At 35.0% G+C, this 26,306-nt stretch carries 17 protein-coding genes and 3 pseudogenes; 11 read left to right on the forward strand and 9 right to left on the reverse strand.

What is annotated here, in order from left to right; translation table 11 throughout:
* Positions 1-49: 49 nt before the first annotated feature.
* From ICI50_RS07910 to ICI50_RS07920, 3 genes are all read right to left on the reverse strand, one after another.
* Complete coding sequence (locus ICI50_RS07910; RefSeq protein ID WP_013854565.1) at positions 50-901, reverse strand: IS982-like element ISLh1 family transposase; 852 nt, start codon at positions 899-901, stop codon at positions 50-52.
* Between the two features lie 281 nt (positions 902-1,182).
* Positions 1,183-2,760 (reverse strand): ATP-binding cassette domain-containing protein, encoded by a 1,578-nt coding sequence (locus tag ICI50_RS07915; RefSeq protein WP_054607495.1) that lies wholly within the window; start codon positions 2,758-2,760, stop codon positions 1,183-1,185.
* Positions 2,750-4,345 carry an ATP-binding cassette domain-containing protein gene (locus ICI50_RS07920; RefSeq protein WP_188891452.1) on the reverse strand — a complete coding sequence of 532 codons (1,596 nt, stop codon included), beginning with the start codon at positions 4,343-4,345 and terminating at the stop codon, positions 2,750-2,752. Before ICI50_RS07920 ends, ICI50_RS07915 begins: the two co-directional genes overlap by 11 nt.
* A 377-nt stretch (positions 4,346-4,722) precedes the next feature.
* On the opposite strand from ICI50_RS07920, the gene ICI50_RS07925 reads away from it, so the two are divergent.
* From ICI50_RS07925 to ICI50_RS07970, 10 genes and pseudogenes are all read left to right on the forward strand, one after another.
* Positions 4,723-7,005, forward strand: a complete 2,283-nt coding sequence (locus ICI50_RS07925) for a class III lanthionine synthetase LanKC N-terminal domain-containing protein (RefSeq protein ID WP_056941066.1) — start codon at positions 4,723-4,725, stop codon at positions 7,003-7,005.
* Between the two features lie 1,111 nt (positions 7,006-8,116).
* Positions 8,117-8,605, forward strand: coding sequence for a hypothetical protein (locus ICI50_RS07930; RefSeq protein ID WP_188891454.1), 489 nt, complete (start codon positions 8,117-8,119; stop codon positions 8,603-8,605).
* Positions 8,606-11,254: 2,649 nt separating this feature from the next.
* Positions 11,255-11,476 (forward strand): annotated as a pseudogene (locus ICI50_RS07935) (IS66 family transposase).
* Positions 11,430-12,050: pseudogene (locus ICI50_RS11060) on the forward strand (IS66 family transposase); the annotation flags it as partial. The pseudogenes ICI50_RS07935 and ICI50_RS11060, both read left to right, overlap by 47 nt.
* A gap of 89 nt (positions 12,051-12,139) precedes the next feature.
* Positions 12,140-12,991 carry an IS982-like element ISLh1 family transposase gene (locus tag ICI50_RS07945; protein ID WP_013854565.1) on the forward strand — a complete coding sequence of 284 codons (852 nt, stop codon included), beginning with the start codon at positions 12,140-12,142 and terminating at the stop codon, positions 12,989-12,991.
* A 149-nt stretch (positions 12,992-13,140) separates the two neighbouring features.
* Positions 13,141-14,547 carry an ISLre2 family transposase gene (locus ICI50_RS07950; protein ID WP_188891456.1) on the forward strand — a complete coding sequence of 469 codons (1,407 nt, stop codon included), beginning with the start codon at positions 13,141-13,143 and terminating at the stop codon, positions 14,545-14,547.
* Between the two features lie 154 nt (positions 14,548-14,701).
* On the forward strand, positions 14,702-14,971 hold the full coding sequence (locus ICI50_RS07955) for an ACT domain-containing protein (RefSeq protein WP_014919426.1): 270 nt from the start codon (positions 14,702-14,704) through the stop codon (positions 14,969-14,971).
* Positions 14,972-14,983: 12 nt separating this feature from the next.
* Entirely contained in the window at positions 14,984-16,327 is a 1,344-nt protein-coding gene (locus tag ICI50_RS07960) for a PFL family protein (RefSeq protein ID WP_188891457.1), read from the forward strand.
* Between the two features lie 148 nt (positions 16,328-16,475).
* Positions 16,476-17,778 (forward strand): annotated as a pseudogene (locus tag ICI50_RS07965) (extracellular solute-binding protein).
* A gap of 200 nt (positions 17,779-17,978) precedes the next feature.
* Complete coding sequence (locus tag ICI50_RS07970; protein ID WP_188891459.1) at positions 17,979-19,256, forward strand: ISL3 family transposase; 1,278 nt, start codon at positions 17,979-17,981, stop codon at positions 19,254-19,256.
* A gap of 521 nt (positions 19,257-19,777) precedes the next feature.
* On the opposite strand, the gene ICI50_RS07975 is transcribed toward ICI50_RS07970, so the two are convergent.
* The 6 genes from ICI50_RS07975 to ICI50_RS08000 all read right to left on the reverse strand — a co-directional run bounded on the left by ICI50_RS07975 (position 19,778) and on the right by ICI50_RS08000 (position 24,416).
* Entirely contained in the window at positions 19,778-20,167 is a 390-nt protein-coding gene (locus ICI50_RS07975; RefSeq protein ID WP_013854557.1) for a type II toxin-antitoxin system PemK/MazF family toxin, read from the reverse strand.
* Positions 20,157-20,414 carry an AbrB/MazE/SpoVT family DNA-binding domain-containing protein gene (locus ICI50_RS07980; protein WP_013854558.1) on the reverse strand — a complete coding sequence of 86 codons (258 nt, stop codon included), beginning with the start codon at positions 20,412-20,414 and terminating at the stop codon, positions 20,157-20,159. The genes ICI50_RS07975 and ICI50_RS07980 overlap by 11 nt, the downstream gene beginning before the upstream one ends.
* 362 nt (positions 20,415-20,776) lie before the next feature.
* Complete coding sequence (locus tag ICI50_RS07985) at positions 20,777-21,970, reverse strand: MFS transporter (protein WP_244040405.1); 1,194 nt, start codon at positions 21,968-21,970, stop codon at positions 20,777-20,779.
* Positions 21,971-21,972: 2 nt separating this feature from the next.
* The gene (locus ICI50_RS07990) at positions 21,973-22,407 is read right to left on the reverse strand and encodes a 3-hydroxyacyl-ACP dehydratase FabZ family protein (RefSeq protein WP_025084327.1); all 435 of its coding nucleotides are present in this window, start codon (positions 22,405-22,407) and stop codon (positions 21,973-21,975) included.
* A gap of 3 nt (positions 22,408-22,410) precedes the next feature.
* On the reverse strand, positions 22,411-23,196 hold the full coding sequence (locus ICI50_RS07995) for a beta-ketoacyl synthase N-terminal-like domain-containing protein (protein ID WP_188891461.1): 786 nt from the start codon (positions 23,194-23,196) through the stop codon (positions 22,411-22,413).
* A gap of 338 nt (positions 23,197-23,534) precedes the next feature.
* On the reverse strand, positions 23,535-24,416 hold the full coding sequence (locus ICI50_RS08000) for an SDR family oxidoreductase (protein ID WP_188891462.1): 882 nt from the start codon (positions 24,414-24,416) through the stop codon (positions 23,535-23,537).
* A 569-nt stretch (positions 24,417-24,985) separates the two neighbouring features.
* Here ICI50_RS08000 and ICI50_RS08005 point away from each other — a divergent pair.
* Positions 24,986-26,263: an ISL3 family transposase gene (locus tag ICI50_RS08005; RefSeq protein ID WP_188891464.1), complete on the forward strand. Its 1,278-nt coding sequence runs from the start codon at positions 24,986-24,988 to the stop codon at positions 26,261-26,263.
* Positions 26,264-26,306: the final 43 nt, after the last annotated feature.

Raw genomic sequence — 26,306 nt, forward strand, 5'->3', positions numbered from 1 at the left:
ATATTTCACTGTCAATTATGAACGATATTATATCTAAGTACGCGTGGTGCTAGTTAAATCGTTCTAGACAATAAGCCAAATTATAAGCTAAAATTGCAATTTCTAACCGGCTTTGAAAGCCTATCAGACTACGTGCTCGATTGTTCTCGGCATTGTAATAGGTCAGAAGCGAAAAGTCGCTTTCAATTGTTCTGCGAATAGCCATCAATTGATGATCATTGTGCTTTTTAGCTCCTGTCATATTTTTACGATATGGTGTCCAAAGTTCATAACCCATTTGTTTTAGCTGTTGATGCAGTTCTTTGCCTAAATAGCCTTCGTCGCCAAGAAGATAGTAATTAGATGGATGGGTATTTTCCATCAGTTCAACTGTCTCCCTGGCATCATGAACTGATGCTTTTGTTACGACATAATCAAGAATGTAACCGTCATCGCTAACAATGGCATGAACTTTGAAACCATAAAAGTAAATTTTCTTGGTGGCCTTATAACCAATGTTGGCATAACCGCCAAAAATTTTAGCACGATAGTTGCGAATTGGTTGGCAAACAGGTACCGGAAAGCTGTCAATGATCAAGAACTGTCCATTCAGGTCAACCTTTTTATTCATTTCTTGCCGTATCTGATAAATCAATTGCAATAGCTGACGTGAACGTCGATTAAAACGTGAGTGTGATAAACAATTGAAACATTCACAGAATCTTCTTTGTGATTCAATTCCTGTCTTAGCTTGCCAGATAAGTAAAGCCAAAATCAGACTGTCCGTAGTTTTAATTTGATCAATATTTCGCCGATGAGTAAACTCAGCCGGTGCATACAAACGATACCAGTGCCGACAAATTATCACTAAATCTTTAAAACTAACTTGTAAATGGTGGCTAAAACGCTTAAGGCAGTTCAATCAGATCAGACTCTTTTCTTTTTGATACTACAACTTGAGTCTATATTAACTAAAACGATTTAACTAGCACCACGCGTTATTAAATTATTGATATTACTTGACTTAAGGTAGAAAAAGAACCAAACAGCCTTTTAATGGCCGCTTGATTCTATTCATTTACTCTCTATCAACAGGATTTGACAAAGAGCCGATAATCTTCGTTAAAAAACGTTGATATATCAATCTTTTTTATAATTTTTTACTTAATTCAAAAGTTATTCTTATACAGTCGCTTAATTTTGTTATCCAAGATGAATTTCACGGTTAAACATCTGATGCATTTCTTCACTAAAGTTATGAGCGATGAAGACAATAGTTGCTTTACTTTGCATCAACTTCTTCAAAATCTCAATTGTCGCTTTTTGATCAATTGCACTAGTACCTTCATCAATTAAAATAATATCGCTATCATGAATCTTAGCTCGTGCCAAAACAATCTTCTGTCTTTGACCACCAGAGACATTTAAATGATCCAAATCAACCTTTTGTTGATCACCATTTTTAAATTTCTTAACGTCATCAGTCAAGTCAACTTCAGAAAGTACTTGATCAACTTTTTGATTCAACTTGGAATCAAACATTGTAACATTATCCGCAATCGTAACTGGAAAAAGTCTTGGCGTTTGAGCAATGTAACCAATTTTAGCTAAATTAGGATTTATCTTGTTATTGTCTTTATCAAAGTAAGTAATTGTGCCAGTTGCTGGTTTTAATTCGCCTAGAATTAATTTAAATAAAGTGGATTTCCCTGTTCCTGAATCTCCAGTAAGTAGAATCTTTTCACCTGCTTTAACAGAAAAGTCAGGAAAAGCTATTTTTTCTCCATTAGGGAAAGCCACACTAAGATTCTTACCTGAAAAGGCTACAGCTGTTCCCAACTCATTTTCTTTCTGTTGTTCAATTGCATTACTATCTTCAGCTATCTTGGCATTTAACGGCTTAGTAGATTTTATCTGTCCTCTATAATTGCCTAAATATTGTAAGCCAGTGGCCATATAAAATTGCAAATTACCCACAGTGGTAATCGTACCAAAGACAACCAATTTATTTGCAATTAGGACAGCAGTAAAGGCAAACAGTGCCAACATTAGTAAACTAGAAACTAAGCCATTCATAACAGCTAGTCTTTGATTAATTCTGGTTTGCTGAACCTTAGATTCTTGTACCTCTTGTGCCGCCTCGTCCATTACTTTGAAAAGATGACCGCCAGCCATGTATCTCTGCAATGTATTCAAACCGTTAAGCCATTTTTCTGCAACATCCAAATATTTTTTATTTGAATCTGAAATCTTAGAGAAAGCTGCTTGAATTGGTTTGGCAATTAATTGTGGCAAATAAATAGAAATTCCCACCAATACCAAGGTTACTAGCAATAGACTCCAGTGAATCAATAATAAGACAATGACTGCAAACAAAATGTAGCAAGCCATTTGTACGCTTCTAAAGAAGTTGAGAAGATAATTTTCATTGGTATTTTTCAAGTCAGTAGTCAATCGGTTCTGCATCGCTGCCACAGTATGATCTTGTCCATCAAAATAGTAATGTTTAATCGTATTAGCTCTAACCTGATGATTATAGTTTTGAATCTGCTTAGTAGCTAAGTAATTGCTACTAGATTGTGTAAGGTTAGTGACCAGCAAGATTAACAGCTCACCAGCTGTTAACCACAGCCATAATTTTAAATTGCGGTTAGACAAAGCTGTTACTTCATACATTAATAAATAAGATTGTCCAATAGCTGACAAAGGGATCAGAACGTAAGAAATAGTAGCTAAAATAAAGCGTAAAGGATTTACTCGATATAATTCCTTAATTGTCATTGCTCTTCACCCCTTTTAAATGAATCTCACGATCAAACATTGCCCGTAAATTCTGATCAAAATTGTGGGCAATCAAAATTAAAGTTACATCTGACTTTAACAGTTCTTGCAAAATCTTCTTAGTAGCTTCACTGTCAATCGCACTGGTCGCCTCATCCATCAAAACAAACTTGCTATGATGAATTTGACTTCTTGCTAAAACGACCTTTTGTTTTTGCCCACCTGACAAGTTATCTTTATCTAAGTCAACAGCTGTTTCTAGGCCATCCGGGAATTTCAGAATATCTTTCTTTAATTGAACCTTTTCAACAAACTCTTCAACTTTTGAGTCTAAAGCAGAGTTGAACATCGTAATATTATTTTGAATAGATTCTGGGAAAAGAATAGAATCCTGCGCAATATAACCGATCTTACCTAGATCCGGCTTAATCACCTTACCGCTGGAATCTTTAAATACAACTGTCCCTGATTTTGGCTTGAGTTGGCCAAGAATTACCTTAAACAGAGTTGATTTTCCGGTGCCACTATCTCCGGTTAAGAGAACCTTCTCACCCTGTTTAATCTTAATATTAGGATAGTGAATCTCTTCCCCGTGTTCATACTTTACATCTAGATCATTAATGTCTAATTCAGCTAAATCATCACTAAGCTTCTCAATATTTTTAGGAACTGCTTTTTCTAGTTTCTTGGTTTCTTCATTAACAGACTTAACCGACTTAAGTTGTGTCATTGCCTGTTCATAAATCCAGATAGCATTAAAGATTTGACTGGCAAAATCACCTACAACTAAGGCAGCACCAATGGTCATCTTTCCTTGGAAGAATAAAACGCCAGCCCATAATGAAATAGCAATTTGAGAAATAGTATTAGCTAGACTACTAATAAAAAGAGAAAGAGATTGAACCTTAGCACTATGAATATTACTACCTTCAAAATTACTATCAGTTTTATTCATAGTTCTAAAAAGTTCACTAAAAGAACTGTATCTTCTAAGTTCCTGGATTTCACCAAGCCAATGGTCAATAGTTTTTAATAATTTACTATTTTCAATAGAAACTTGTTGATTAGCCTTGCTAGTGGCTTTTTCCATAATTCTAGGAGTAAGTAGATTAAGAATTGCAAGGATGGCTGTCAAAATTACTAAAGTCCAATTCAACTGAACCAAAACGCCGATGGTAAAGATTAAAGTAAAACTATTGCTAATGAGCGTTTGCACTGGTGTAGCATAATTGTCCGTCAACATATCAAAATTATTGCCTAGCTCATTCTGCATTTCAGTCACAGTTTGATCGTTTTTCTGATAAAAATGATGAACAATTTTTTGTCTGAGAAGACCAATGTAATCTTGAACTTGATGAGAATAAATTGTTTGGACAATAGCATCAAGAATAATACTAATAATACCTGCCCCAATCATCACTACAAAAAAGGATAATGATGTATTTAAATTTCCTTTTACTAAGGCATCCGTTGCTGGTTTAAAAAAATAGCTGGCCGCTGTATTTAAGCCAGCGACTAGAATGAATAATAAAAAGATTAAAGCAAATCGCCATTTTTGACTCTTAATCAGTCCACTTATTGTCATTCTTACTACCTCCTCCGAACATAAACTAATAGTAAAAAAATAATCGAAGTATGAATACTTCGATTATTTAAATATTAATTATTAATAGTACATTTGTAGCTGAACCAAGGTCCACTACCTTCTACAACATCTTGTACTTCAACTAATTTTTGTAATTTATCTAATTCTTCCATGATAATACCTCCGTAAATTAAAATATAAATTAAAATATTTTTTAGAAATATCAACTTGGTAGCTTAGATTGGTAAGTTGCTTAATTAATATTTGATTTAAGTATACGACGATTTAATAAAATGTCAATAATTTTTATTGAAAATATTGATTGACTTTTAATATTTTCTGAAGTATTTTATAAAAAACTTCAAGGGGGTAATTATATGACATCTTTAATTAATAATAAGACATTATTAAATCTGCAAAATAAAATATTCACTACAGATTTATTGCCAGACAATATTATTCAATCTTCTCTTTTTGATATTACTCGTGATAAAAAACACTATTTTCTTCAATTTAACCTTTCCGACAAAAAGCTACCTCATCAAGGGTTTAAAATTCATGTTTCTTGTACTGAAGAAAATTTCCAAAGTATATTGAATACAATATATAATTTTTGCATTCAACATAAAGTGAGCTTCAAATATATTTCGAATTTAGAAAATTTATTAAACAATCTATCAGGTAAATCTTCTATCTGGAGCAGCGGAAAATTTATAACTATTTATCCTGAAAGCCTTTCAAGTTTTAAAGAGATAATTACCCAACTTTACTCACTAAAGGCATTTCAATTAAAAAAAGGTATTACTATTTCTTCAGATAGACGTTACAAAGACTCTAATATTTTATTTTATAGATACGGAATAATTTCAGGACCTGATGTTAATATATATAACCCTAATTCTCATACCATTGAATATCGGGACTATACTCAAACCACTTATAAATTACCCAGTTGGGTAAAAGAACCGTTCCCAGACAATATAGACGATAAAAAAACGAGTAAATACTTATTTAAAAGTATAATTCCTTTCAAAGCATTGAATGCTCGAGCATCTGGTTCTACATTTTTAGCTATAGATAAACGAAAGAATAGAAAGATCGTATTAAAAGATGCAAAGCCTGGTTTTTCAGAAGGTGGAATTAGTGTAATTACGTCTCTAAAAAATGAGGAACGTAATTTAAAGAAACTGGCAAAATTTAATTTTATTCCTAATTATTTAGGATCTTTTACTGAAGATAAAGATTACTTTCTCTGTGAACAACAGATGCCAGGAATTAGTATAGATGCTTTTAGAGCAAATGGAAATAAAGATTTTTTAGACTCAAATCAGCGAAAGAATACTATTCAGATTTATAAAAATGTAATCACTGATATAATTTCAAAACTGAATGAATTACATAAAAATAATATTTTCTTAGGTGATTTATCAAGTACAAACATACTAATTGATGAAGAAAAACAAACTAGTAGTTTTATTGATATAAGTCAAAGTTTTAACGTAAAAGAAAATAAAGGCAAGACATTGTCTTCTTTCAGAACAACTGGATTTTATGATAAAAATATAGATACTTTACCTGCACTTGAGCAAGATAATCAACAATTAGGATATATCATAATTTCAATGTTCTGCCGAGCAAATATGTTTTTATTTATCGATAAAACAGGCGAGATGACTATTAACTTTTTTAAGAAGTATGCATCTTTAAATCAAATACCTAAAATATTTGTAAATGTCGTTACAAAACTAATAAAGGAGCCTAATCTAGATTTAACAAAATTACAAGATTTATTAAGTGATGATAAATATTATCCATATACTATGAATGATGATATCTATAGCATTAATTCATTTGAATTAAGTCTACAAAAAAATATATATTTATCCCAACTAAATCACTTAAATTTTGTAGAAGAAAAGTTAACTTCAATTGATTCTAATACTGATTTTATCTTTAGTGACAAATTGCAGTTTGTTGTAAAAAATATTATTAGAAATAATAAAGTCACATTTGAAGAAGACATACAAAATAAACTAATTGACTCAGTAAAACTATTAAATCATTTATTAGTAAACAATTTAACTGATCCTCAAATTAAACAATTATCTATTCAAAACATTTTTGCATTACTTTTATGTTCTATCATACAAGCAAAACCACAGCATAAAGAAGACATTAAGGCATTAATTCACGCTGTCAACATATCATACCAGTATAGTTCACCTACAGAAGGTATTTTCTACAAAACTACTTTACTTTCTAATCGCTTATCTCCATACTTGTCAGACGGTACTGCGGGAATGTTAATGATACTCCTTAAATTTAAAAAGAAATTTCAAGATAGCACGTATGATAATGAAATATATAAATTATCTGATACGTTAGGAAAACACTATATGCCCCAAAATGCATCATTAATGCACGGGCTAAGTGGCATTTTATTAGGGTTAATGAATTATACAAAAGTATTTCATAATAATGGTTTCACTGATTTTATAAAAGAGAATATTCAAACTCTCCCATATTATGCTTTTCATTTCAATAATCAAAGTATAATTGTTAATCCGTCTTTTCAAACTTTAGATATCAACTTCGAGAATGGAAATAAAGGTATAATCTACGTTATCGATTTAGCTAAAAAAATGAAAATTATTAGTTAGCTTACCCTTTAATATCAAATTTTTCTAGAAAATAAATATAGTTCTAATGCCTTGTAATCCGTTAACATTTAACGATAACTACTCGTAATCTAAGCCTTAGTCTCTGACTAAACTAGATATATACTAAAGTAAATAACTAGTATTGATAAGTTTATTAACTAACGCAACCACTCGTTAAAAGAGTGGCTGTTTTTATTGGGTAATTAAATTATGAAGAATCAATAGTATCATATATCTTTCTTAGTTCTGTTTTTCAGTCATTTTCGTCCTATAAGATTAGAGGGGAGGCAAAAATTAGGTTCTCAAATCTGTAAATAAAATATCACTTAAAACGAATTGTCATTACTTTAGCCAAACTGACTATAAATATTAGGCTTGAGATAATTCAATTTGATCAGAATTTTTAATAACTACTATAAATTAACTGGATTAGATAAGTTTTTAGCCCCCTACTAATAATGAAAATCATACAAGCATAGATATTGATAATGAACTTTGTGCTATCTGGGTTGCACAAAGGAGAACTAATAATACCTATTCCAAGTTTTCAAATGGATCTACCATAGAAATTTGTCATATCAATAGCTTAAGCGATTTTGTTAACTGATAAATAATTTAAAAATTAGACTAAAAAACAACAAAAGGTGATGCCAGGTCTACTCAGGGTGACCTCAGGTGCATTAATAATTCTTGTTTGGATCTCTCTGATGTATCGTTTAAACAACAATCATAGTTATCTCACAATCAGGTAAAGAACGCTCTCAAGGGGACGACATTAATATCTGAAAATCCTGATGATCAGCATATTAATTCATATCCATAATGAGTCACTTTGAATGCTCCATTGATTAATGAGCTTCTGAGTGTCTTTTTTTGTTCTAAATTATCCATTTTTTCTCCTTTTTTAAGTTCCAAAATAAGTTCCAAAATCGAAGTGCTGTAGAGACACATTTTCCGGTATTTAAAATCGTCTAGAGCCTTGCATATTCTAGCTTTCAGAGTTTTATCCAAGTTCTGAATTAGAAGTGCTACTCTTATACATATTTCAACCCTAATTTAGGAGGTATTTTATGTTTGTTTATAGTCCTAAACGATTAAAGGCTCTTTGTCTTTGTCAGAAAATGATATGCAGTTATTACAGCTAATATGCAATTTTGGTTTTGTTAATGACAGCCAGTTAGATATGCTGTATTCAATTGTTCAACACTATCCAACCAGGTTTTTCCATCCCATTTTACTAAAATGGTGCCAATATTCTGGTCTGCTTCAAAAAAAGAAGAAACCCCTACATCCCAGCAGTAGCTCTGTTCTCCGCAATGTTTATATTCCTACTAAGAATTGCCGTGCTTTCCTGAATGCTAATGGTTTTGTGCTTGGTGATGATCCTCTTGTAGCAATTAACAGCCACAATGAGCAAGCAATTGAGGTTGTAGTACAAGGTCTCTATACTGCAATGTTTAAGGCTTCTGCTTATAATCTCTACTCTGCTTATTTAGGATCTAAGTCTAGTTATAGGCTTTTAGTGAATCCAGAAAGGTCAATAAGAAGGTGCATCCCGAAAGGGACAACCAGATTAACCAGAAGAACCAGATATTGTTGAATCCAGAAGGTCTTAGGCTACCAGAGAGTTTCAATCAGTTTAACCAGATAACTCAGATGGAGCATCCAGAAAAGACAGCCAGAAGTAGTAAAGCCCCCACTTTTACTGCATCTAATCCACTGTGGTACAAGAGACATTTTGCATTTATGCGGTCTATCTCTAATACCCCTATTGATAAGTACCTATCATAACGCTAATAATACTTTTACAAAGAAATATACTAATACCCCTATTGATAAGTACCTATCCCTAATAACAGTAAGTCTCTATGACTCTTTATTGGATGGTTCTATTAGTAGTAAGGATATTAACTCTATTAGTAATAGCTACTCCCTAAGGCATAAGAACACTACTGGTATTGCTAACAAGGATGACAGTAATAAAGGAACCTTATCGAATTCATTTAGTAGGACTGGTATTAATGATACTGGTGATAGTGTTTTAAGAGGCGCTGGGAAGCTTAAGGTTAAAGGCTTGGAGTCGAAGAAGCTGATTGACAGTTCTGATTCTAAGGATTCTGGGTTAAATTCTTCTGATTCATTTGTTAATGAAGGCTCTAAGCCTAAGCGTGACAAGCCTTTGATTAGATTGGACAAGCTTTTGGATGATGTTTCTGAATTACTTAGTCCGGTTGACAACTCTGAATCTAAAAAGGTTAATAAGCCTCATGCTAAGAGGGATGCACATAAAGCCCAACGGTCTGCTGGTAAAGAGCAGGGTCTTAATCAGAGTCAGCTAGAATTGGACAAGCTTTTAGACAGTGCCCTTAGCAATGACAATGAAAAACAAACTGATACATTGAGGGAACATCTGGAGACAAGTGGTGACAGTTGGAACCATTTAAATGGATTAGCTGATAAAGCCAACAATACCAACGGTTCCAGCAATTTAGACAAGCCTAAAAGTGATCAAAAATATAAGTCTGAGGTGCAAAACGGTACTTTTCGGGGACAAATGGTAACAAATGGTGACACTTGTAAGCACTTATCTAAAAAAGGTGCAAAAGCTAATAGTATCAAGGGATTAGGTGATATTTCGGATGATAGCAATTTTCAAATTAAAGCTACAAACGGAACTATTAGGGAACTTCTGGAGACAAGTGGTGACAGTTGGAACCATTTAAAAGAATCTGTTGATAAAGCTATTAATACCAACGGTTTAGCGCATTCTAATACCAATGATGGAAACAGCAATAAAGTGAAAATTAGGGACTTTCAGGGACAAATGGAAACTAGTGGTGACACTTTGGTGAATTTAGCTAAGTCAGCCCAAATTAAGGATTCAAATAGTGATTCCCACCCTAAACAGATAAAGAATACCCCAAAGAGGGATGCACCTGTTTTAGATAACTCCAATACTAAAGATCAGCATATTAGTCAAAGCCAGGCAGAACTAGACCGTCTTTTAGATAGTGATAATGCTGTCAAAGAAAGCAACAATACCAAAGTCAGAAACGATGAACAGACAGTGAAAGAAACACAAGCTGTTTCTACTAAGAATTCTGATAGCAAAACGCTTCATTCTGATATCAGTGCGGTGAATATAGCAAAACTCAAAGATAAAAAGCACCAAATTGACAGCAATCTGAAGCATTCTGATACCACTCTGCATCAAAGCGATAGCAAAGTGGCAAAAAAAGGGCAATCTCAAAATAAAAAACATCAGAATGACGGCAAATTGCATCAAACTGATGTCAAAACGGAGAAAAAAGGCTATCCCTATTCAATTTCAAGCGTGCCATACCCTATCCAGCTTGCTGATCCAGATTTATTAAAGTCCGATAATGACTACTCAGAATTTGTCGCTGCTACTCATCTTAAATTGAAAGCCCTGCTCCAAAAACCAGAAAGCCAGGCGAGTGCTTTTCGATACCCTACGGAAAATCCTGATAATTTGCTCAGAAATATCAATCTGCTCAGCAATCCAGATTTCGACCCTACCCTGCTCGACACCAGCAGCTTCAAAAATCAATATGACTATCGAAAATACACTTTCGTGGCTGATGAAGTCGTTAGCTTTTATCGCAATGACCGCAGACAGGAAATTTTTATAGAACAAGATAATCGAACCGAAGCTAACGGTACGCAAATCCAAAAGATCTTAAATTACATTAGCTATGCATTAGAACACCCTCAACGGGATATTCTGCTAGTCATTTCAATTACTGATGGTTCTTTACCCACGCCTAAAGTTACTAAATATGGCAACATTGGTCGTAAACTTGCTTCATTATCCAGTAAATTTTTAAAGTCATATTTACGTGATCAAGACGGTGAACGAGTATTTTTGTCTGAAATGTACAAGCAAGCTAATAATTTAAAGATTGTTTTGACTGGCGTATCTGAAGCTCAGATTGATCTGGCTCAATTCTTACTCGGCAGCAATCATTCAATGGATTACTACCAAACCATCAAAGAATACGTGGCAGAAATTAACAGGAACTCTCAATGGAATGCGACCTTTGAACTTTCTAAAGAATTTAAAGCTATTATCAGCGATCCTAAGCTGGCTACTCAGACATGGGATAAATTGAGTTCAGTCAATGAAAGCTCTCCTGCTAAGGGGATATGGCGCTATCTCGATACAAAAGGTGCATCCCCGATATTGGGAACTATTCATTACAGAAATAAGTTATCTCGTCAAAAATACATTCAGCTCATCATTGCCCAACAAGTTACGACTATCCAAAACCTAACCGATGAAATCAAACTCCTCCGTGAACAAGTAGCCTACCTAACGCAAAAGCGTTACAGCAAGTAGTCTTCCAAACAAATTCCAATAGCTGGCCCAACCAGCTTATTCGATGAGTCCAAAGAACAAGCAGATGACGAAGAGCGTCCCCGACGCCGCCGTTCAGACTATTACTTATAAATAAAGAGCTCATCAAAGAAATCGGGCTGATCTACTGGACGCTTTTCCAGCAGAAGAAGTTCATCATGAATTAGGCGATAAACATTGCCCTGACTGTCATAATGAACTTACGGAAATCGGCAGCTATTCGCTTCGTCAAGAGTTGCTCTTAATTTCAGCACAAATAAAACGGCTAGACCATATCCAGCATGCCTACAAATGCCAACATTGTAGTCAAACGAACTTGAGCAACACAATCATTAAAGCAACCAATCCTGCATGCCGATGAAATTACTATACCGTCTTAGAAAGCAAAACAGCTAAGACTTATTATTAGATCTTTCTTTTTGGCAAGCATGATGATTATGGCATTACCTTGTATCATCATGACCCGCACCGTAGTGGTCAGGTTGCCCTGGGCTCCCGGCTACCTGCTTGCGACATGTGGGGTGCTTATCTACAATTGTCCGAAGCCACTTTGGTTGGTTGCTAGACACACATAAGAAGAAATTTTTTCAAGACTGTGTCGCAAAACGTATCAGAAAAATCGCTGGCTAAGCAAATTTTTAAATACTGCAATCAAATGTTTCAGTTATATAATATATTTACGCGTGGTGCTAGTTAAATCGTTTTAGTTAATATAGACTCAAGTTGTAGTATCAAAAAGAAAAGAGTCTGATCTGATTGAACTGCCTTAAGCGTTTTAGCCACCATTTACAAGTTAGTTTTAAAGATTTAGTGATAATTTGTCGGCACTGGTATCGTTTGTATGCACCGGCTGAGTTTACTCATCGGCGAAATATTGATCAAATTAAAACTACGGACAGTCTGATTTTGGCTTTACTTATCTGGCAAGCTAAGACAGGAATTGAATCACAAAGAAGATTCTGTGAATGTTTCAATTGTTTATCACACTCACGTTTTAATCGACGTTCACGTCAGCTATTGCAATTGATTTATCAGATACGGCAAGAAATGAATAAAAAGGTTGACCTGAATGGACAGTTCTTGATCATTGACAGCTTTCCGGTACCTGTTTGCCAACCAATTCGCAACTATCGTGCTAAAATTTTTGGCGGTTATGCCAACATTGGTTATAAGGCCACCAAGAAAATTTACTTTTATGGTTTCAAAGTTCATGCCATTGTTAGCGATGACGGTTACATTCTTGATTATGTCGTAACAAAAGCATCAGTTCATGATGCCAGGGAGACAGTTGAACTGATGGAAAATACCCATCCATCTAATTACTATCTTCTTGGCGACGAAGGCTATTTAGGCAAAGAACTGCATCAACAGCTAAAACAAATGGGTTATGAACTTTGGACACCATATCGTAAAAATATGACAGGAGCTAAAAAGCACAATGATCATCAATTGATGGCTATTCGCAGAACAATTGAAAGCGACTTTTCGCTTCTGACCTATTACAATGCCGAGAACAATCGAGCACGTAGTCTGATAGGCTTTCAAAGCCGGTTAGAAATTGCAATTTTAGCTTATAATTTGGCTTATTGTCTAGAACGATTTAACTAGCACCACGCGTATCTAAGTGTATAATTTTTTGCGGTAAGTTGAATAATTAATTAAAAAAGCTCAAATCCTTTGAAATTGGACTTGAGCTCAAACAAAAAGACCAGTAGTCTGATGTTAAGAACAAAAAACACATTAGAAGCTGGTCTTTTATGGAATCTATTATAACTGATATCGTGAAAATTATTAAGTCTGAAAATAATGTTATTGCTCGTGAAAAGGCATTAATGTGCTACTTCTTTGATTTGATTAGAGAATTAATGACAGCAGCACTAGAAGAAGTTGATGCTGGTCTAGTTGAAGAGACTAAAAAGCAAGGCTATCAGATCGAAAAGAAAAATAAGCGCTCAGTTGTGACTGCCTTTGGTGAGATTAGCTATTGGCGCAGAAGATATGCTTGTCCAGGCAAGAAGGCCCAATACCCACTGGATAAGCTAATGGGTTATGACAAATACAAGCGTTACAGTGTTTTGGCAGTGAAGGATATTTTGCAGGTTAGCGCCGTGGCCACTTACCGCAATACTGCTTTAGCTGTTAATACTCTCTCCTGTTTTAAGATTAGTCACAGCCAAGTTGGCAAGCTGATTGTGCAAGCAGGCAAACAGATTAAAGCACAGCAGCAGTCTGAGGAAAGATACGATGGTATTACTCAAAAGAAAAAGGTGCCAGTGCTTTATCTTGAAGGCGATGGCGTTGTGATTAAAGGCACCAAGAAGCGACTGGAATTTCATCGCTATCAGGTCTGCGAGGATATTATTAATTTAAGCAAGACGTGCAGAAAGAGAGTACAGGCCAAAGAGTTTGTTTCTTTAAGCCGCTTGGATGCTTTACCAGAAATTAAAGCTTATTTAGCCAATCCCTATGACTTAAGCGATACTTTAATCATCAGTAATGCCGATGGCGGTGCTGGTTATGCCAAGAAAGATTTTGATGAAATAGTTGGCTATTGCCGGCAGCACGAGCCCTTCTTAGACGTCTTCCACTTGAATAAAAAGATCAAGGACCGTTTAGGCTTTATGCCGGCTATGCCAAGCAAATTGATCAGTGCAGTTGAGTTTAAATATGACCGTCACTTAACTGATGTGATTTTAGACACGATTGAAAGCAATCTGGTTGATGAGCTGAATACGCCAGAAAATCATGAAAACCTAAAGCGGCTGCGCAGCTATCTTCATCGTCGCTGGGTGGATATTAAGCCATTCAAAATGCGTCATTTGTCCGTAATTAAGGCAATTGGCTGCTGTGAGAGCAATCACCGCAAGTATACTTATCGCGTCAAAGGGCAAGGAAAATACAGGTCAGAAGATGGTGCCGAAGGAATTCTGCGTGTGCTGACTTGCATTAAAAACAAAGAGCTGGAATACTGGCTTAGCAGTGAATTTGCAGGTGGACAGCTGAACATTGATGATCAAAAAGACCTGAAAGGAGCGGTTCGTGCCAGCCTAAGAAAGACGCATGAAGCTCATCTGGGCATTCATCACGGCGCCATTGAAAGCTTAACAGCAGGACATAGCTATTTAAACGATTTTAGCAGAAAAATAAATCAAATAAATATTTAAGAAATTAAGGTCAGACTAATGGTTAATAGCCTATCGCAAAAATATTGACACTTACTAGGATGAATTAGAAATTGCCGAGTGACTTAATATCGGGTATGATAAATGCAATTAATAATAGATAACCAAACTCACGGAATTTGAAAGGATGCAAACAATGAAAGCAGTTATTACAGTGATTGGCCATGACCAAATTGGCATTGTGGCAAAAGTTTCTCAACGGTTGGCAACTTTGAAAGTTAACATTACCGATATTTCCCAGACGCTGATGCATGGTGATTTTACCATGATGCTCATGGGCGAATGGAACGATGATGATGTGCAGTTTGAAGTTGTCAAACAGGGCTTACAGGATTTGGCAAATGAGACCGGCCTATCGATTAATATTCAGCGTCAAGAATTATTCGACGCGATTCAAAAGCTGTAGGAGGTCGCCAAAATGGAAACCAAACAAATTTTAGAGACCATTCAGATGATTTCTGAAGAAAAACTTGATATTCGAACCATCACAATGGGAATCTCGCTATTCGACTGTATCGATAGCGATGGTGTTAAGGCCCGGCAAAAGATTTATGATAAATTGACGACCAGTGCCAAAGATTTGGTGAAGGTTGCTGATCGAATTGAATCAGAGTATGGCATTCCCATTGTGAATAAACGGATTTCTGTGACCCCAATTTCAATGATTGCTGCCGCGTGTCACGATGATAATTATGTTGCCTATGCGCAGACAATGGAAAAGGCTGCTGAAACCCTGGGGGTTGATTTGATCGGCGGCTTCTCCGCGTTGGTTCAAAAAGGCTACCAATCAGGTGATCGAAAATTGATTGCTTCGATGCCGGAAGCCCTGAGTGAGACACAACGGGTTTGTGGCTCGGTTAATGTGGGTTCAACAAGAGCCGGGATTAACATGGATGCCGTCAAACAAATGGGCCAAGTGGTTAAAGATTTGTCTGAAATCGATCCGGTCAGCTGTATGAGTCTGGTGGTCTTTTCCAACGCGGTTGAAGACAATCCGTTCATGGCCGGCGCCTTTCATGGCGTTGGTGAAGCTGATAAAGTCATTAACGTTGGGATTAGTGGTCCGGGCGTTGTTAAACGGGCGCTCGAACAGGTCAAGGGGGAATCAATTGACACGGTTTCCGAAACGATCAAAAAAACGGCCTTCAAAGTCACGCGAATGGGCCAGTTTGTCGGTAATGTGGCTGCTAAAGCGCTGAACGTGCCGTTTGGAATCGTTGATTTGTCGCTGGCGCCAACGCCAAGTCAAGGGGACTCGGTCGCCGAAATTCTTGAAGAAATCGGTTTGGAAAGTGTGGGTGCCCCGGGAACGACGGCTGCTTTGGCATTGTTGAATGATGCAGTCAAGAAGGGTGGCGTGATGGCTTGTGAACATGTTGGCGGGCTGTCAGGTGCCTTTATCCCCGTGTCAGAGGACAGTGGGATGATCAAAGCTGTTGAGCACAGTAATTTGAATTTGGAAAAATTGGAAGCAATGACTGCTGTTTGTTCGGTGGGATTGGACATGGTGGCTGTTCCGGGAGATACGTCGGCTGAAACAATCAGTGGGATGATCGCGGACGAAGCAGCTATTGGTGTGATTAATAATAAGACAACGGCGGTGCGGGTGATCCCGGCCAAGGGCAAGCAAGTCGGAGAGCAAATTGACTTCGGCGGCATATTCGGCTATGCGCCGGTAATGCCGGTAAACACCAATAGTCCAGCGAAGTTCGTTCAAAGGGGCGGAAGAATCCCGGCACCGATTCATTCGTTTAAAAACTAAGGGCGCGACGAGCCCCGGTTGACCCCGGTATATAAGTCAAAGACAGCCCTGATGAACGTTTTTTGTTCATCTTATATTTTATCTGTGAATAGTACGCTTATCTATGGTAAACTACCTTTGAAATGTAAAAAAGCGAAAGGCGGAAAAAATGAAATTTTACAAAAAAATGGCACTAATTGGAGCTTCTGTTTTAGCAGTTGCTGGTTTAAGTGCTTGCTCAAATAACAGTAGTAGTTCTAAGAGTTCTTCTAAGATTCCTACCAAAGATTAGTAAGAAAACAACAATCAACTTTTGGTACTCATTAACTGGTACTTCTCAAAATGCTTTAAAGAAATTAACTAGCGATTTTGAAAATAAAAATCCTAACATTCACATCAAATTGCAAAGTCAAGGTGGTAACTATTCCGACTTGCAAGCCAAGCTTGTTTCAGGACTTCAATCACCAAAAGATTTGCCAACCATTACACTGGCTTATCCAGGCTGGCTTTACAATGCCGCTAAGAATAAGATGCTTGTTAACTTAACTCCATACGTTAATAATAAAGAAATCGGCTGGGATTCATACAAGGCTAGTGGCATCAAGAAGGCCCTTTGGGACGGTGCCAACATCAACGGCGTACAATACGGTGTGCCATTTAACAAGTCTGTAGAAGTGCTTTTCTACAACAAGACATTGCTTGATAAGTACGGCGTTAAGGTTCCAACTAATATGAGTGAACTTGCTTCTGCATCAGCTAAGATCTACCGTGAAAGTCACCACAAGGTTCGCGGTGTTGGTTTTGACGCTTTGAACAACTACTACATGATGCAAATGAAGGAAACCTACGGCAAGGACTTCAACAAGAACTTGAACTTCGCTGCTAAGGATTCTGTCAAGACTATCAATTACTACGCAGATGGTGTTAAGGCTGGTTACTTCATGCAAGCTGGTACGCAAAAGTACATGTCAACTCCATTCAACAATGGTCAAGTTGCAATGTTCATCGGTTCAACTGCTAACGAAGCATACCTTAAGCAAGGTTTGAAGAAGGGCTACACATATGGCGTAGCTGCTCGTCCAAGCTCAATGAACGTTCAACAAGGTACTGACATCTACATGTTTAAGAAGGCTAGCGCAATGCAAAAGGCTGCCGCATTCAAGTACCTTAAATTCTTGACTTCTAAGTCATCACAGCTTTACTGGGCAAAGCAAACCGGCTACATGCCAGTTAACACTGCCGCTTTGAACGACACTGCTTACCAAGAAGCAAAGGACAGTAAGATTCCAGCTATCTTAGATAAGACTTCTAAGAACCTTTACTTCTTACCTGTAACTAAGAATTCAATCACTGCATATGACCAAGTTAACGTTAATATGCAAAACATTTTGGCAAAGGCTGCTAAGCACCAATCATGGACTAATGATATTAAGACTGGCAAGAGTAAGCTTAATGCTGCTTGGAAGCAATAAAATAAGTTAATTAATTAGATTAAAAAGACATCCTTCGTTTTGAGGGATGCCTTTTTTGGGCTCTATAATTTTTCCTGTTGATGACTTATCAATATGATAAGCTGTTAACAGGTTTTTTATTGCATAAAAAAGGAGGACATAAGTCCCCTGTAATAAAAAATCTATCCTACTAAACATTTTATAAATAAAGGTGTGTTTCTATGTCCTCTTTTAATAATTGTATTAAATTTGATCTTGATATTAAAGAAAAAAATATTGTTTTCAAAGACTATTTCTACAAAATGGTCCAGATGAAAAAGCACAAAATCTATGAAGCAGAATTGATTCAGCCTGCTTGTCCTTACTGTGGCTCCTTGGCTCTCCTGCATAATGGACATCTGATTACCAACATTCGCTATTTAACAGCTAATGCCAGCCATCCAGTAACTATTAGACTGGCTAAGCAGCGAGTTAGATGCCGTGATTGCAGTCGCTGGTCAATGGCCCAATCAGAATTGGCAAGCAAGTACTGTTCTATTTCTAATGCCTCTAAGCTAAAAATTTTGTCTGCGTTAACTGAAGATCGTTCGATGACCAGCATTGCCAGAGAAAACAATGTTTCTGTCAACACGGTTCAAAGAGTTTTAGGCAGCTGCTCTCACCGTTCCCTTGACAGCTATGAGTATCTGCCAGCTCATTTGGCTTTCGATGAATTCAAAGGCGTTGATCGTCAGCTGCTCTTTATCTGCTTAGACGGCGATAGTCATCAAGTCGTGCAGATTCTTAGAACGCGTTATAAGAAGAATCTGCTTAAGTATTTTGGACGTTTTTCGCCTCAAGCCAGAGCCAACGTTAGAACCGTTACGATGGATCTCAACTTTTACTATCAGGACATTGTCAGAGCCTGTTTCCCTAATGCTCAGATTGTCATCGATCGCTTTCACATGATTCAAATGCTTACTCGTTCTTTTAACTCGCTCAGAGTTAAAGTCATGAGGACCTTTGATAAAAGATCCAGACAGTATCAGCTGCTCAAATCTCCCTGGAAGCTATACTTGAAGAAATATGATGAATTGGAAAAAATGCATCCTCGCTACAACTGGCACTATAAAGACTGCTTAACACAAGCTCAAGTAGTCATGGAAGGCATCAGTGCCAATACTGCTTTAGAGAACTCATATAACCTGATGCAGAGTTTTATTCAAGCAATTGAAACAAACAACACTCAAGAGCTTAAATCATTGATTACCAGCAAAGATTCAATTGGAACCCTAATGCATAAGACGCTGCTAACTTTTAAATACAATCTAAAAGCGGTGCTTAACGGTGCGACGCTGCCTTATTCTAATGGCTGTCTTGAAGGCTTCAACCGCAAAATCAAGCAAATCGAACGAACAGCTTTCGGCTATTCCAATTTTATCAATTTATTAACCAGAATTCGTTTAGAGGAAAATCAATATAAAGAAAAAGAACCAAACAGCCTTTTAATGACTGCCTGATTCTATTCATTTACTCTCTATCAACAGGATTTGACAAAGAGCCGTTTTTGTATATTTTTATACATGCTTGCCTAACTTTAACACATAATAGTTAAAGTTTGATTTTAGATAAAAGAGTATTGATAAAGTTTCTTAACTCTTAGCTTTGAAGTGGCTCTTTTTGCTTCTAAAGAATCTGACGTTCTTTTTTAACAGATTCAGTAAAAGCAATGTCTAGTTGCTCATCTAATTTAACATATTTCTGAAGAATTTCAGAAGAGATTGTGTCTTCTCTTACTAATGAATAAACAGATAAAGCATTTGGATTATACCATAGAGCCCATAATTTTTCACCACAGTATTTGTTATCTAAGGAAAGTTCATAATTTGTTGCTCTTAACCAAGCAGTATTACTATACTTAATACAGATTTTAGTTCTATATTTTATGATTTCTTCTTCTGTTGAGTTAATAATATTTTCTCTTTTTGTTTTAAGACTTGAAATATTAGTTCATAATGGATAATTTAAAGCATTTAATAAATCATTTAAAATCAAAAATTGCTTTTACATATGGAATAATTTGATCAAGATATTGCATGGATACATGATTCATTATTTGTCCGTTACGTGCTTCATAGTCATAATTAAGAACTTGATATAAACAAACATAACCTTTTACCCCAGTATTTCTATCACCTGATATTAGAATTGGTTTGTAATGCTTATCATGTTCATACTTAGAACTAGTGGTAATTGGCATAGCTACGATGAAACCGGTTTGCTGATTATATGGGGTAGCACTTACTACCAGCATTCGACGTTCATTGTTGCCAGATTGAGGATTATGTCCACCCCATTCATGTCCTGCATGAGGTTCGGCTTCAATTTTAACAATATCACCTTGACATGGGAAATTTTTATTAACCTTCATTATTCCATCCTTCACGTCCGATATTATAATCTGGCATCCTTAATTCTGGATCATTAGCAACTGCTTTTTTAAAATCGTAATCTCCCCATTCTGTTTCATATAGGTTAACTTCTTTATGAATCTCTACATTATTATCAGGACCAATTTTAAATATTAAACGACTACCGTCTGTCCAATTCTGTTGTTTCCGAATTGCAGCCGGAATTGTAATTTGTCCTTTTTTGGTAATTTTTGCAGTGTATTTCATTGTATAGTCATCCTTTCTCAAGGCGTAATACGTAAGGAGCCTTTCATATGTAATAGTACTTCAAAATGTTAGTAAAAACAAGTTTAAAGCTATTTCTGACAGTGATTGCTTTTGATATTAAAAATATATTTTTTAAGATTAATTAGTAAATCATTGAACATTTTGTGCCAATTGGTAAATAGAAAAAATTATGATCATATAGGTGTATGAAGCACCAATTGATATTACACAAAAAGAGCTTATCATTTAAAATAAGCTCTTTAAAAATATAAGTTAAGATTCATGAATAAACTTGAATCATTAACTATCTTTATTTAAAACTTTTAATTTAAGGCGATGTTTAACGTTTTGGCCACTATAAGCTACTTTAAGTAATCCAACTTATATAGCTTACTTAATAATGTTATTCCTATAGACAAAAGCATACATAAAATAGCTAATGAAAAAAGCAATTCATAACTTACTTTAATTATAATTCCACTTAGAATTGCAATAAATGGTCCAGTTATTCTAGTAAGAGAAGTTGAAGTTGAAGTAACCATACCTTTGTATTTATTAGGAGTTCTAGACTGAATTATTGTGAAAAAGTTAGCTTGTGCCCAAACGCTTCCAAAAGAGACAATAGCATATCCTATTAGAAATAACCAGAAAGATTTTAAATCCAACATCAAAATAAAACCTAAGGTTATTAATAATCCGATAGCTATGAGTTGTAATCCTAACTTTATTTTTTTGCCATAACGTAAATAAATAAAATTACCAATTATACTAGCTATTGATGAAATAGTAAAAAGCAAACTAATTTTATCTATCGAAACATGCATTCTCTGTTTTAATATGAATGTTAACATGGGAATTATCAACTGAAAACCTATGTTGGCTGCCAAAAAACTCAATACCATCCACTTTATTTCATGTTGATTAATTAAGAATTTTATTCCATCACTTAAAATTCTTTTTATGTTTTTCTTTTTTGAATTAGGTGTCGGTTGTTCTATATGTAATTTTTTAACAGTTATTGCTAAATATAGAAAACTTAAGAAGTCTAAAATAAAGCCACCTAAGTAATTTAATAAATTTACTACTACAGCAGATATACCAGGACCAACAGTTTTTTGAATAGATGAGATTAGTCCTATTTTTCCAGAAACATCGGATAATTCTGCTGTAGTTACTGATTCAGATATTAAAATTTGATAGCCTGTCCAGGATATTAAATCAAATGTACCAATAAAAAAAATAGTTATTAAAATAAGCCAAATTGGAAATTTGTATACAGTAATAAGCGGAATAATCAATATTAATATTGATTGCATGAGTAATGAATACAACATGATATTTTTTCTTAAAAAAATATCAAAGATTGAACCAATAATTATGCCAAAAAGAGCTGTTGGCAAATACTCCATTGCTGTTAATAATCCCATAGTTATTGAAGAATGTGAGCGTGTCAACATCAATAATGGAATTGCAAAAGTATAAAATTGATCACCAAGTCCAGAAATTGTATAGCCTATTAGTAGCTGTGTGCTTTGTTTTTTAATACTTTTAATCATTTTTAGTGTATCTTTTTTCTAATTAAATTAAACTTACACTCTACAATTTTAGTATCATGTTGATTTTTTATAAAACCACTACATTGAATGATACCTGTTTCGTCAATGCTTTGAATATTTACTGTAACTTTTGCAACATCACCAGGAACAAAGTATCCGTAATAATGACATCTGTTTATGCTTAAAAACCATATGTTATCCAATGTTCCTAATTTTTTATAAATTGAAAAGCTAATGGATTGAGCTAGTAATTCAACTAATAAGACAGCAGGATACATAGGAAAATCCTTGAAGTGTCCTAGCATAAAAGGATCGGAATTAGTAAAATATTTTATAGTTTTAGTGGATTTATCGTTGTAATCTACAACTTTATCAACTAAAAGCATAGGATATCTTTGTTTTAAAAAGTTCGTAATACTAATATTTTCTTCTTCCATTTATTATTTCTCCAAATCTTTGATAACTATTGAAACAGCATTACCGCCAAAGCCAATAGAATTACTTATGGCAAATTTAATATTAGAAGTTTTGCTAGTAGTGACAATAAATGGAGCATTTTCTAGAAGCTTATTTTGTCCTACTATATTAGGAGGGAGTCTATGTCTTTGAATTGCTAATGCTACTATAATTGCCTCAAAGACACCTGCACCACCTAAAGTATGTCCTATTTGTCCTTTAGAGGAATTTACGCTGGGAATATCTTTAAAAACTTTATGAAGTGCATTTAATTCCATGACGTCATTTAATTTAGTTCCGGTTCCATGTGCATTAACATAATTGATTTGTGAAGGTTTTATGTTAGCTTCTCTTATCGCATTATTCATAGCAGTAAACAATGCTGTTCCATCAGGATTTGGTGCTGTAATATGATAATGATCGTTTGCCTGCCCTACTCCGATAATTTCAGAATAACTATTAGAAGTATATTGACTACTTAGTACAATACAAGCAGCACCTTCACCTAGAGACATACCATCTCGGTTAGTTGTAAATGGTTTACATCCTTTTAAGCTCATAGCTCCTAAAGACATGAAACCACTGGCAGTAATAGGTGATAAAGTATCAGCTCCTATAACAATAGCTTGCTTATAATGATTGTACTTTAATTCTCTATATGCGTATGATATAGCGTCACCACCTGATGCACAGGCAGTATTAAAACATGTTATTTTAAACTTTTTAAATTTAGAAGATACTGTAGGGATTAAAAATGTGTGACATGACATAGCATCGATTAATTTACTGTCTTCACTTTTAAATATATTGTCCTCTAATCCGTTGCTTGTAGCAAAACAAATTAAGGTCTTATCTTCATTTCTTTTTATAATTTTGGCATCAATACAAGCATTGAAGAAAGCCTGTTTAACTATACTTTCTAACGAAGTGGTTTCTGTAAATCCACAAGCAGTAAAACTAGGAATATTGTAAGTGGTTTTATATTTGTTAATTAATTTTCAAAATAACTCTCCTGAAAAAATGTTTGAAGAAAACTGTTTAATTGACATACCTAAAGGAGAACTTACTCCAATTCCGTTTATAAAAACTCTCATTAATTTTACTCCATTTATAAATTAGAAAAACCACCGTCAATAATAAAATTCTCCCCTGTAATATAATCTGCCATTGAAGAGGTTAAAAATAAAACTAGATCAGCTACTTCTGTAGGCGAAGCAAATCTCTTAAAAGGAACTTTATTTTTAAAAGTAGTGTAATATTTTTCACTCATTGCAGTTTTTACAAAACCAGGACTATGTCCTTGAACCAAAATAAGTAATCTTTTAGAAATAGCTTCAATATCACGTAAATTATGTGATGTGAATATAATTGTGGTTTTGTTTATTCTATTCTCTTCAAGTAAAAAATCGTATATATTTTTCTGAGTTTCTATATCTAACCCTAACGTGGGTTCATCAAGAAATAAATATTTAGGAGAATGTATGAGTGCACATAATAATTCACATTTTACTCTTTGACCTAACGACAACTTTCGAACAGGTATTTTAATAATATCTTTTAGATTCAATACTTCTACTAAGTAATTCAATCTGTTTTTATAGTTTTTATCAGTTAGCTCATAAATTGCGCTAAGCATATTAAACGTGTCTATAGGTGGTAAATTCCACGATAGTTGTGTTTTTTGACCAAACATTACACCTATGTTTTGATAAAAAGATTTGCAATGTAAAGCCGGATTAATATTATCTATTTTAATATTGCCCTCAGTTGCTTCGATTATTCCAGTTAATAACTTTGCAAAAGTTGTTTTTCCAGCTCCATTAGGTCCAATTAATCCTATTACTTCACCATCCTTAATAGTTAGATTTAATGTATTAATTGCCCTTTTTTTGTGGCTTTTTCGTCTAAAAAAATCTTTCAATGCACCTTTTAAGCCAGGGTTCTTTTCAAATGTTACATAATCAAATGAAACATTTTTCATTTCTATCATATTCTCACCGCTTTAGTATTTTTTAATAATTAAATTATATTATCATCTTTGATAAAGTCAATAGAGTTATAAAACTTAGTAATTTTTAGAGCTAAAAGTTTTTTTGCTACACCTAAAAACAATTTGACATGCATGCTGTTTTTCTACGTATATTGGTTATAGTCAATTCTTTTACCAATAACTTAAGTACTTTTACTAGAAGATGTTGTCTTCGATGATTTTTATAATGCGAATGTATCCTCTATTGCTTACAATGAATTCAAAGAGCAGTTTGAAACGCTTAAATTGAAGAAAGCAAGAGAAGTTGCCAGAATAATTAATGAAGAGATGTAATTGTAGTTTGTTTTGTTCATTAATTATATGTGTAAATAAGAAGCGCCCTAATTTAAGTTAAGGCGCTTCTTTAAGTATTGGCATTATCATATTCAGGCTCTATAATTTTTCCTGTTGATGACTTATCAATATGATAAGCTGTTAACAGGTTTTTTATTGCATAAAAAAGGAGGACATAGTCCCCTGTAATAAAAAATCTATCCTACTAAACATTTTATAAATAAAGGTGTGTTTCTATGTCCTCTTTTAATAATTGTATTAAATTTGATCTTGATATTAAAGAAAAAAATATTGTTTTCAAAGACTATTTCTACAAAATGGTCCAGATGAAAAAGCACAAAATCTATGAAGCAGAATTGATTCAGCCTGCTTGTCCTTACTGTGGCTCCTTGGCTCTCCTGCATAATGGACATCTGATTACCAACATTCGCTATTTAACAGCTAATGCCAGCCATCCAGTAACTATTAGACTGGCTAAGCAGCGAGTTAGATGCCGTGATTGCAGTCGCTGGTCAATGGCCCAATCAGAATTGGCAAGCAAGTACTGTTCTATTTCTAATGCCTCTAAGCTAAAAATTTTGTCTGCGTTAACTGAAGATCGTTCGATGACCAGCATTGCCAGAGAAAACAATGTTTCTGTCAACACGGTTCAAAGAGTTTTAGGCAGCTGCTCTCACCGTTTCCTTGACAGCTATGAGTATCTGCCAGCTCATTTGGCTTTCGATGAATTCAAAGGCGTTGATCGTCAGCTGCACTTTATCTGCTTAGACGGCGATAGTCATCAAGTCGTGCAGATTCTTAGAACTCGCTACAAGAAGACGCTGCTTAAGTATTTTGGTCGTTTCTCGCCCCAAGCTAGAGCTAACGTTAAGACGGTCACGATGGATCTTAATTTTTACTATCAAGATATCGTCAGAGCTTGTTTTCCTAACGCTCAGATTGTCATCGATCGTTTTCATATGATTCAAATGCTTACGCGTTCTTTCAACTCACTGAGAGTCCAAGTCATGAAGACCTTTGATAAAAGATCCAGACAGTATCAGCTGCTCAAATCTCCCTGGAAATTATACTTGAAGAAGTTTGATGAGCTTGAAAAAGTTCATCCTCGCTACAACTGGCATTACAAAGACTGCTTAACTCAAGCACAAGTAGTTACAGAAGGCATCAGTGCCAATACTACTTTAGAGAATTCATATAACCTGATGCAAAGATTTATTCAAGCCGTTGAAACTGGCAATACGCATGAGCTCAAATCGTTAATCAACTGCCAAGATCAAATTGGAACCCTAATGCATAAGACGCTGCTAACTTTTAAATACAATCTAACAGCTGTGCTTAACGGAGCAGCTCTACCTTATTCTAACGGCTGTCTTGAAGGCTTCAATCGCAAAATCAAACAAATCGAACGAACAGCTTTTGGCTATTCCAATTTTACCAATCTCTTAACCAGAATTCGTTTGGAAGAAGATCTGTACAAAGAAAAAGAACCAAACAGCCTTTTAATGGTTGTCTGATTCTCTTCATTTACTCATTATCAACAGGATTTGACAAAGAGCC

This window comes from Lactobacillus kefiranofaciens (assembly GCF_014656585.1).
Classification (GTDB): Bacteria; Bacillota; Bacilli; order Lactobacillales; family Lactobacillaceae; genus Lactobacillus; species Lactobacillus kefiranofaciens.

What these genes read in the sequence shown, in the direction of transcription:
- ICI50_RS07990 (WP_025084327.1), bottom strand. Translation starts at nt 22,407, where the DNA reads ATGGAAGAAGAAAATATTAGTATTACGAACTTTTTAAAACAAAGATAT.
- ICI50_RS07955 (WP_014919426.1), top strand. Translation starts at nt 14,702, where the DNA reads ATGAAAGCAGTTATTACAGTGATTGGCCATGACCAAATTGGCATTGTG.
- ICI50_RS08005 (WP_188891464.1), top strand. Translation starts at nt 24,986, where the DNA reads ATGTCCTCTTTTAATAATTGTATTAAATTTGATCTTGATATTAAAGAA.
- ICI50_RS07920 (WP_188891452.1), bottom strand. Translation starts at nt 4,345, where the DNA reads ATGACAATAAGTGGACTGATTAAGAGTCAAAAATGGCGATTTGCTTTA.
- ICI50_RS07950 (WP_188891456.1), top strand. Translation starts at nt 13,141, where the DNA reads ATGGAATCTATTATAACTGATATCGTGAAAATTATTAAGTCTGAAAAT.
- ICI50_RS07915 (WP_054607495.1), bottom strand. Translation starts at nt 2,760, where the DNA reads ATGACAATTAAGGAATTATATCGAGTAAATCCTTTACGCTTTATTTTA.
- ICI50_RS07960 (WP_188891457.1), top strand. Translation starts at nt 14,984, where the DNA reads ATGGAAACCAAACAAATTTTAGAGACCATTCAGATGATTTCTGAAGAA.
- ICI50_RS07995 (WP_188891461.1), bottom strand. Translation starts at nt 23,196, where the DNA reads ATGTCATGTCACACATTTTTAATCCCTACAGTATCTTCTAAATTTAAA.
- ICI50_RS07985 (WP_244040405.1), bottom strand. Translation starts at nt 21,970, where the DNA reads ATGATTAAAAGTATTAAAAAACAAAGCACACAGCTACTAATAGGCTAT.
- ICI50_RS07980 (WP_013854558.1), bottom strand. Translation starts at nt 20,414, where the DNA reads ATGAAATACACTGCAAAAATTACCAAAAAAGGACAAATTACAATTCCG.
- ICI50_RS08000 (WP_188891462.1), bottom strand. Translation starts at nt 24,416, where the DNA reads ATGATAGAAATGAAAAATGTTTCATTTGATTATGTAACATTTGAAAAG.
- ICI50_RS07970 (WP_188891459.1), top strand. Translation starts at nt 17,979, where the DNA reads ATGTCCTCTTTTAATAATTGTATTAAATTTGATCTTGATATTAAAGAA.
- ICI50_RS07925 (WP_056941066.1), top strand. Translation starts at nt 4,723, where the DNA reads ATGACATCTTTAATTAATAATAAGACATTATTAAATCTGCAAAATAAA.
- ICI50_RS07975 (WP_013854557.1), bottom strand. Translation starts at nt 20,167, where the DNA reads ATGAAGGTTAATAAAAATTTCCCATGTCAAGGTGATATTGTTAAAATT.